This window comes from Flavobacterium soyae, from assembly GCF_021245985.1.
GTDB lineage: Bacteria > Bacteroidota > Bacteroidia > Flavobacteriales > Flavobacteriaceae > Flavobacterium > Flavobacterium soyae.
The window spans coordinates 170,091-178,993 of sequence record NZ_JAJQXA010000004.1; the positions used below are offsets into that span (position 1 = coordinate 170,091).

An 8,903-nucleotide genomic window follows, 5' to 3' on the forward strand; every position below is an offset into this window, starting at 1 on the left:
GCCCCATCTTAACCAACTTTTGTTAATAAATTACTTCACACGAGCAGATATCAAGACTTTTTTGTTAATATTTTTTTGTTCAAAACGATAAACGTATGGTTTTTTTGGCTATTTAAAGTAAAACAAAAAACGTTTTTATAGATAATATCTTACGTTTTTTGTTTTGACGGTTTTAACAAAAAGCCCGTTAAAACGCACAATTTCTCGACATAAAGCAGGTTTTTAAGCTTGTTTTAAGCTTTTTTTTTGAAAAAAGAATTCAATAAAGTTGCAGTTTAAGTTAATTTCTATATTTTTGTTTTCATCAACAACCAATTATATAATAAGAATTTATGAAAGGGAAAATTATTTTATTTAGTGCATTTTTTATCATGACAACTGCAGCTGTTTCTGCGCAGGCAAAAAACGCTCCAAGAAGTATTATTAGTACAACGGCTCTTATTCGTAAATACCATGATCAAAAAGAATTGAGTGGTATGCAAAAAGGAGAACTTTTGGAATTGTATATTGAGCGAATTAAAGTATTAGTAAAAACTCTCCCTTACATTGCTTTGGTTACAAAGCCTGGTGTTACGATGGCAGACTTAGGTATTCCGGACGATGGTGACCACAAAAAAATATTAGATAATCAGGCGATTGGTACAACAACTTTCTTAGATACTACAGTAGAGTTTCAAAGAAAAATGATGCCATACTCTGATAAAGGAAATCTTATCGCGGCAATCTTATTTTACGAAAACACATTAAAATCTTTACACGAGTTCAATGACTTGAACGAAATGTAAGATTTAAAAAAATATTTTAAAGCCTTTTTTGAAGTGGTTATACAGATGATTTAGATTTCTGCATCATTTTGAAAAAGTAAAACAAAACAACTCGTTCTCGATTTATTCTGAATAATATTAGAAAAACCGAGAACAGTTTTTTTCATTTACGCATACCCAAATTATTTAAAGCATACCCAAATTTATTATTAACCTAATACACACCTTTATCATGAAAAAAATTACTCAAATGATCTGTGTTCTTTTGACAGTTACGAGTATGAGTGCTCAACAAGAGAAAGGAATTATGGGCTACACTAACTGGTTAAATAACTGGACTGAATTTAAGCCTAACAAAGTAGAGTATGGAGAAGCAAATCAAATTTTAGCAGGAAATATTTCTGTTAATACTAAATTGCTTAAAAGGAATATCTATGTTTTGCAGGGCAACGTTTATGTTACTAACAATGCAGTTTTAACAATTGAGCCTGGAACGTTAATTATTGGTGATTTCGAAACAAAAGGAACATTAGTAGTTACAAAAGGTGCACAACTTGTTGCAGATGGTTTAGAAACTGACCCAATCGTATTTACATCTAACCGCAGCCAGAAAAAAGCTGGAGACTGGGGAGGCGTTGTAATTCTTGGAGATGCACCAATCAATAAATTCGGTAACGTAGGTTCTTACAATATGGACCTTGATCCAACTTTAACAACTTATGGTGGTGATAATGTTGCTTCAAATTCTGGTATTTTAAGATATGTAAGAATCGAATTTGCTGGTAAAAAAGTAAAAGGTGTTGATACTTTCAACGGTTTAACGATTGCTGGTGTTGGTAACAAAACAATTCTTGAAAACGTTATGGTGAGCTACTCTGGAGGAGATTCATTTGCTTTTTTCGGTGGAGACGTAAACGTTACAAAATTTGTTTCTTATAAATCAATCAACGACGATTACAAGTTTACTCAAGGTGTACAATGTCGTTTATTCAACTCATTAGCTGTTAGATCTTCTTACTTATCAAGTAACAAAGACGGTTCTCGCTGTATGGAAGTAAAATCGTTTGAAAAGAAAAACGAAACAGATTTTACTAAAAAAACTACTTTAGTTGTTGCGACTAACATTACAATGTTAAACGATAGTGAAAACATTAAAGCGGATATTCAGGCTGGTTTAGTTAAAGAAGCAATTTATGTTGCTGAAACAGCTTCTCTTGAATTGAAACGTAGTGTAGTCTCTGGATTTAATCCTGCAGTATTATTAGACAGTAAAACTGAGATCAACGATGCCAATCTTAAAAAGATCAAGTTTGAAGAAATGTATTTCAATCTTTGTAATGGAAACATCTTTACAGAATACAATTCAAACAATGAAGATTTAGAGAGCTGGTACGGTAATAGTGTATTCTTTAACGTGTATTCACAAAGTGATAACAAAGAAACTTTCATAGATATTTCTAATCCTAAGAAACCAGACTTTAGATTACAATTAGGGAAAATTACAGCTTCAAGCGGCAATAGATAAATAGATTTCGATTTTTATTTCAAAGCGTAAATTTTATTAATAAAGTCCCCAGACACAATTTATGTATCCGTCTTAAAAGGACCAAATAAAGATCAAAACATAATGGCTCTATCTACAAAAAAATATTTATATATATTCTTTTTGGTTTCTCCTATTTCGTTAAGTCTGTATGCACAAAGTCCAGCAATTGAAAAACCTGCGTTTTCTGCCGTTTCTGACTGCAAATTAACGACAATTGAGATAAATCAAAACAACGAATCAGCGGATAAATGTATCGGCAAATTAGATAATTCTAATCAGTTAATAGTAGGGCTGTCCACCCCCAAGGACAGCCTTACTATGGCAGCTGATGTGAAAGATCAGTCTTCGGATTGTGAAGAAAATTCATTGATTGGTTCTACTTCAATTCTTGCAAAAGATATTATTGAGAACTATAAATATGATTTTTCGGAAACATTCATAGATATCTTGTTTTTTGAGCGTATAGACTTAGCAAGAACACGTACTATATGATTCGAAAAACTACTTTATCTTTTTTTAAAGTTTTCATTTTATTTAGTATAATTCTCTTTACTAAATCGCGTACCTATGCTCAAACAGCAATAGTTGGGCAGCAGCTTCCTTTCGATAGAATTTGTGCTGGTTTAATAGTAAACGGAACACCTTTTAATGAATACTACGCCACATTCAGCTACTTAAATTTTCCGGCAGGTACTACTTTTGAAGTAGAACTTTCAGATGATTTGGGAAGTTTTACAACCCCTACTGCTACAACAAAAATTTCGTTTGTAGATGATCCTTCAGCGCAGCAGCAAACCATAAAGTTTGCTATTCCTACAGATTTAAAAGGATCAAACACATACAGCCTTCGCGTTAAAAGTAATACAGCAACGCCTGTTTACAGTCAGAGGTTTAAGAATTTCCAGGATCAGACATCGTTTCCTGCTTTTTACAGAATTTATACAGATAAATTTTTTATTAATAATAAAGAAGCCAATGCAACTATTTGTTCAGGCGGAAATTTAAGTCTTTCAGTTTACAACCCAACACCTGCAGATGTACCTTCATCTCCTGCCAATTATCCAAATTTAACGTATAAATGGTATAAAGATGATGTATTAATTGCTGGACAAAGTGGTACAACGTTAGTGGCAAATGCCCCGGGGGTTTATTATGCCCAGATAAATTATGGAGGCTGTGATGATGATAACTTTAGTTCTAATCGTGTTACAGTAGTATCTTCAAGCGGAGGATCTGCAGTAACGGTAGATTCCAGCTTAGGAAATCCTTTTTGTTCAAACGGATCAGGGACTGTTTTAACGGCAACATCGGGTAACAGTTACGTTTGGAAAAAAGATGGTGTTGTAATTGCACAAACATCTCGCAGTATTACTACAAATGAATCCGGTATTTATTCAGTTGAGGTTGATTTTGGCGGTTGTAAAGCAACAGGAAGTATTGATTTAAAAAGCAATAGTTTCACGGCGAGTATAGATGTTCCGGATACTTATGAGCTTAAAGAAGGAGAAACATTAAATGTATCTGTAACTACTGATGCAGTGACTCCAAAATTCGAATGGTTTTTAAATAATAATGCAATAAGCGGAGCCAGCAGCGCAAGTTATCTGGTAGCCGTAAGAGGTCTTTATAAAGTTAAAATTTCACAGGAATCAGGATGTATAGCTTCAAAAGAATTTACATTTAGAGTTACTTCAGAAAATGATGCAAAAACCTCAGTTATTCCAAATATTGTTAAGCTGGGCGGCACTTATCCTTACTGGAATATCCCAGATGTTTATAAAACGGCGTCGACCAAACTAATAATTTTAAGTTCAAATGGAGAGGTGATGTATGATGATGTTGGCAGCAATTACGATCCGGAAAGCAGCTTTTTAATAAAAGATTTTAAAAATGTAAATCCAGTTTATTACTATGTCATTCAATCAGACACAGGTGAAAAAAAAGGATCAATAACTGTGATTAAATAATGAAGAAAATTTTACTATTCATAACTTTATTTTACGGTTTTTCTAATGTACTCTATTCTCAGGACCAAAATGAGAATGGAGTTGTTTCGTTTTCATTACCTATCAGAAATTCATTAAAGTTTAATAGATATTTAATAAACCCTGCATTTAGTTTTGTTCGCGAAACAAACGCATATGCAAGTTTCTATAATAAAAGACAATGGGTGCAGTTTGACAATGCACCGCAAACATATTTAGCCAATTACTCTGGACGATTCAGAGAAAATGAAGCTTTTGCAATTGGTTTATTCCAGCAAAATTATGGTTTAATGACCGTTTTTGGCGGAGTTGTCAATTTTGCTCATAATATCGTTTTGCAGGAAGACAGTAACCTTACTTTTGGTTTAAACGCGGGCGTATACCAAAGCGGTTTAGACAAAGGAAAAATTATATCTGATGATACGGATATTTTAAACGGGGATTATCCCTCAAATACAATGCTTACCGTAAATCCGGGGATTAACTACGGAACAGCGTTTATGGATTTTGGATTATCGGTAAACAATTTAATTCTTTACAATTTTGGTTCAGGTGTTGTAAAAGAAGATCCGGAAAGAGCAATCGAATTACATGCCATGTACACCGGCTACATTGACAGTTATGGTTTTTTTGAACAAAGTAAATTTTCAGGAATTGTAAAAACAGAAATTAAAAAAGATAAAACGGTTCTTTCAGGGCTTGCAATGCTTTCGCTGAAACAAGGAGTTTGGGCGCAGGCAGGTTACAATACTCTATATGGAGTTTCTGCAGGTTTAGGGGTTAATATTTCACCTAGCATTGCAATCGAATATAACTATGAAAGAGGAATGGGCAATTTTACAAATATGGGAGGTTCTCATGAATTTGCAATTGCTTATAAATTTAAAAATAGAAATTACTATTATGGTGATGATGAAGAGGGAGCATTAATAGATCCTTCGAGAACGACATCTAAACCAGTAATTGCCAAACCAAAAACAAATGCGGCTCCGGTAACAAGAGTAGATGGAGCTGAGAAAACGAGACTAGCAGCAGAAGCAAAAGCAAAAGCCGATGCCGAAGCAAAACAAGCCAGACTTGCCGCTGCAGAAAAAGTGAAGGCTGATGCCGATGCTGCTGCAAAAGCAAAATTAGAAGCAGATAACAAAGCTAAAGCTGATGCCGAAGCTCTTAAGATAAAATTAGCCGCCGATGCTAAAGCTAAAGCTGATGCAGCAGCAGCAGCAAGAGCGCAGACAGCAACAACAAACAGAGCCGTTGCTGCACAACAAAAAACACAAGCACAATTAGCTGCAGATAAAGCAAGAGCTGATGCTGAGGCAAGAAGAATAAAATTAGCTGCAGATAATAAAGCCAGAGTGGACGCTGCTGCCGCTGCGAGAGTACAAGCTCAAGCAAACAAACCATCAGCAACAGCTGCACAAAAAACACAAGCACAATTAGCTGCAGATAAAGCAAGAGCTGATGCTGAAGCATTAAAAATAAAACTTGCGGCCGATGCGAAAGCTAAGGCAGATGCAGAAGCTAAAGCGAAACAAGCAACTGCTGCAACGCCGCCGGCTCCGCAAAAAACACAAGCACAATTAAATGCTGAAAAAGCTAAGGCAGATGCAGAGGCACTTAAAATAAAGCTAGCTGCAGATGCGAAAGCTAAAGCTGATGCTGCAGAGGCAAAACGTAAAGCAGATGCTAAAGCAAAAGCAGAAGAGGCAGACTTACAATCAATCTTGGCTGCAGATGCTAAAGCAAAAGCAGATTCTGATGCGCTTCAGGCTAGATTAGCCGCAGAAGCTAAAGCAAAAGCCGCTTCTGAAGCAAAAACAAAAGCTTCGATTGATGCTGCAAATAGAGCTAAAGCGGCAGCTGCTGCTAAAGCAAAAGCTGCAGAAGAAGCAGCCCTAAAAGAAAAATTAGCAGCTGATGCAAAAGCGAAAGCAGATGCAGAAGCTAGACAAGCAATAATAGCTGCAGAAGCTAAAGCAAAAGCCGATGCTGAAGCATTAAAAATAAAATTAGCTGCCGATGCAAAAGCGAAAGCCGACGCAGAAGCCCAGGCTAAGTTAGCTGCAGAAGCAAAAGCAAAAGCAGATGCAGAAGCACTTCAAGCTAAATTAGTTGCTGATGCAAAAGCGAAAGCAGATGCAGAGGCTCAGGCAAAACTTGATGCAGAAGCAAAAGCAAAAGCAGATGCAGAAGCACTTCAGGCTAAACTAGCAGCCGACGCCAAAGCAAAAGCCGATGCTGAAGCATTACAGGCAAAACTTGTAGCAGAAGCAAAAGCTAAGGCTGACGCAGAAGCTCTACAAGCAAAACAAGCTGCCGATGCAAAAGTGAAAGCTGACGAAGAGGCACGTCAGGCTAAATTAGCAGCTGATGCAAAAGCAAAAGCTGATGCTGAAGCAGAAAAAACGAGATTAGCTGCAGAAGCGAAAGCAAAAGCAGATATGGAAGCTTTACAAGCGAAATTAATTGCTGACGCAAGAGTTAAAGCCGATGCAGAAGCAACTGCAAAAGCAAAAGCAGAAGCAGAAGAAAAACAATTAAGAGAAGCTGAAGAAGCACGTCAGGCTAAATTAGCGGCTGACGCAAAAGCTAAGGCCGATGCAGAAGCACTTCAAGCGAAATTAGCAGCCGACGCAAAAGCTAAGGCCGATGCAGAAGCACTTCAAGCGAAATTAGCAGCCGACGCAAAAGCTAAGGCAGATGCAGAAGCATTACAAGCTAAACTTGCTGCAGACGCAAAAGCAAAAGCCGATGCAGAAGCATTACAGGCTAAGTTAGCTGCGGAGGCAAAAGCTAAGGCCGATGCAGAAGCACTTCAAGCAAAATTAGCTGCTGATGCCAAAGCAAAAGCCGACGCAGAAGCACTTCAAGCAAAATTAGCAGCAGACGCCAAAGCAAAAGCTGATGCAGAAGCATTACAGGCTAAGTTAGCTGCGGACGCAAAAGCAAAGGCTGATGCAGAAGCATTACAGGCTAAGTTAGCTGCGGACGCAAAAGCTAAGGCCGATGCAGAAGCACTTCAAGCAAAATTAGCTGCTGATGCCAAAGCTAAAGCTGACGCAGAAGCATTACAAGCTAAGTTAGCAGCTGATGCCAAAGCAAAAGCCGACGCAGAAGCACTTCAAGCAAAACTAGCAGCTGACGCCAAGGCAAAAGCTGACGCAGAAGCATTACAAGCTAAGTTAGCAGCTGATGCCAAAGCAAAAGCCGACGCAGAAGCATTACAGGCTAAGTTAGCTGCTGATGCCAAAGCAAAAGCCGACGCAGAAGCACTTCAAGCAAAATTAGCAGCTGATGCCAAAGCAAAAGCTGACGCAGAAGCACTTCAAGCAAAATTAGCAGCTGATGCCAAAGCAAAAGCTGACGCAGAAGCACTTCAAGCAAAATTAGCAGCTGATGCCAAAGCAAAAGCCGACGCAGAAGCACTTCAAGCAAAATTAGCTGCTGATGCCAAAGCAAAAGCTGACGCAGAAGCATTACAAGCTAAGTTAACGGCAGATGCAAAAGCTAAGGCAGATGCAGAAGCGGCAGAAAAACAAAAAGCTGACGAAGAAGCAAGAAAATTAAAAGAAGAAGAAGAACGTCAGGCAAGACTAGCCGCAGAGAAAGCAAAAGCTGATGCAGAAGCAGCAGCGGCCAGAGCTGCAGCAGCGTCAAAAGATGAAACAGCAAAAGCTATTGAAAGCTTAACTCAGTCAATTGAAAGTTCAGGTAAAACACAAAATGATTTATTAGATCAGTTTAAATCGACGATAGCTAATAAACAAAAAGACCTGAATGATTTAAAAGAAGAGAACGACTTAAGTGAAAAAGGTATTTATAAAGAACCAAAACCTTTCAAAAGTGTAGCTGCAGAAAACAGTCAGATAGAAGCTTTAAAATCACAGCTGGCAGATGCTAGTAAAGCACAGAAAGACGAGATTGCTAAGCTGACGAATTTATATAACGAAAGACTTAAAAAAGTTCCAAACAAAAATGATGCTTTAAACAAAGCTTATCTTGAGAAGATAAACGAATTGAAAGCAGCGCAGTTAAAAATGGAACTGGAAGGTGCAGCATTACTTGCCGATTTAGAGCGTATTAAAGCTGAAACTGAAATTGAGAAAAAACGTAGAATTAAGCGTGCGGCATACGAAAATGATCAAGGTAGATATGCTCAGGATTTAGCTGCCCTTAAACGTATTAAGGAAACAACGAAAGTAAGCAGTACACCGCTCACAGCTGCAGATTTTGATTTTGGTGAAGACCAGTCAAATATGCAGATTATTAAGAATATTAAAAATTCTGAAAGTGGTTATTATATGATTCTTGCAGTACACAGCAGTGTTGAAAAACGTGATGAGTTCTTAACGAAAGCTGTTGCATCTGGAGTTTCAAATATTAATTTCTTTTACAATATAACAACAAGTAAATATTATATCTATTACGAGAAATTCGATGGTCTGCAAGAAGCAACTAAGGCATTAGAAGCTAAAGGAAAATCACCATACAACGGAAAAATGGCAATCGTAAAAGTGGAGAATTAATAGATATTAGACGGCAGCTTCTTTGAAAAAAGAAGAAGGAAAGTAAAACATAAATTTAAATTAAGATTGAATGTTGTTT

The 8,903-nt window shown here is 37.1% G+C and carries 5 protein-coding genes; all 5 read left to right on the forward strand.

Annotated elements, in window-relative coordinates; all coding sequences use genetic code 11:
• Positions 1-332: 332 nt before the first annotated feature.
• The 5 genes from LUU93_RS07275 (at position 333) to LUU93_RS07295 (ending at position 8,824) form a co-directional block, all read left to right on the forward strand.
• A complete protein-coding gene (locus tag LUU93_RS07275) occupies positions 333-785 on the forward strand; it encodes a hypothetical protein (RefSeq protein WP_073486063.1) in 453 nt (150 codons plus the stop codon).
• 211 nt (positions 786-996) lie between these two features.
• Positions 997-2,289, forward strand: coding sequence for a beta-helix domain-containing protein (locus LUU93_RS07280; RefSeq protein ID WP_232679805.1), 1,293 nt, complete (start codon positions 997-999; stop codon positions 2,287-2,289).
• 102 nt (positions 2,290-2,391) lie between these two features.
• On the forward strand, positions 2,392-2,802 hold the full coding sequence (locus LUU93_RS07285) for a hypothetical protein (RefSeq protein ID WP_232679807.1): 411 nt from the start codon (positions 2,392-2,394) through the stop codon (positions 2,800-2,802).
• Positions 2,799-4,277 carry an immunoglobulin domain-containing protein gene (sprC, locus tag LUU93_RS07290; RefSeq protein ID WP_232679809.1) on the forward strand — a complete coding sequence of 493 codons (1,479 nt, stop codon included), beginning with the start codon at positions 2,799-2,801 and terminating at the stop codon, positions 4,275-4,277. Before LUU93_RS07285 ends, sprC begins: the two co-directional genes overlap by 4 nt.
• On the forward strand, positions 4,277-8,824 hold the full coding sequence (locus LUU93_RS07295; protein WP_232679811.1) for a PorP/SprF family type IX secretion system membrane protein: 4,548 nt from the start codon (positions 4,277-4,279) through the stop codon (positions 8,822-8,824). The genes sprC and LUU93_RS07295 overlap by 1 nt, the downstream gene beginning before the upstream one ends.
• The last annotated feature ends 79 nt before the right edge of the window (positions 8,825-8,903 follow it).

Excerpts from the sequence above, each read along its gene's own strand:
- LUU93_RS07280 (WP_232679805.1), top strand. The coding sequence starts at position 997 with ATGAAAAAAATTACTCAAATGATCTGTGTTCTTTTGACAGTTACGAGT.
- LUU93_RS07295 (WP_232679811.1), top strand. The coding sequence starts at position 4,277 with ATGAAGAAAATTTTACTATTCATAACTTTATTTTACGGTTTTTCTAAT.
- LUU93_RS07275 (WP_073486063.1), top strand. The coding sequence starts at position 333 with ATGAAAGGGAAAATTATTTTATTTAGTGCATTTTTTATCATGACAACT.
- LUU93_RS07285 (WP_232679807.1), top strand. The coding sequence starts at position 2,392 with ATGGCTCTATCTACAAAAAAATATTTATATATATTCTTTTTGGTTTCT.
- sprC (WP_232679809.1), top strand. The coding sequence starts at position 2,799 with ATGATTCGAAAAACTACTTTATCTTTTTTTAAAGTTTTCATTTTATTT.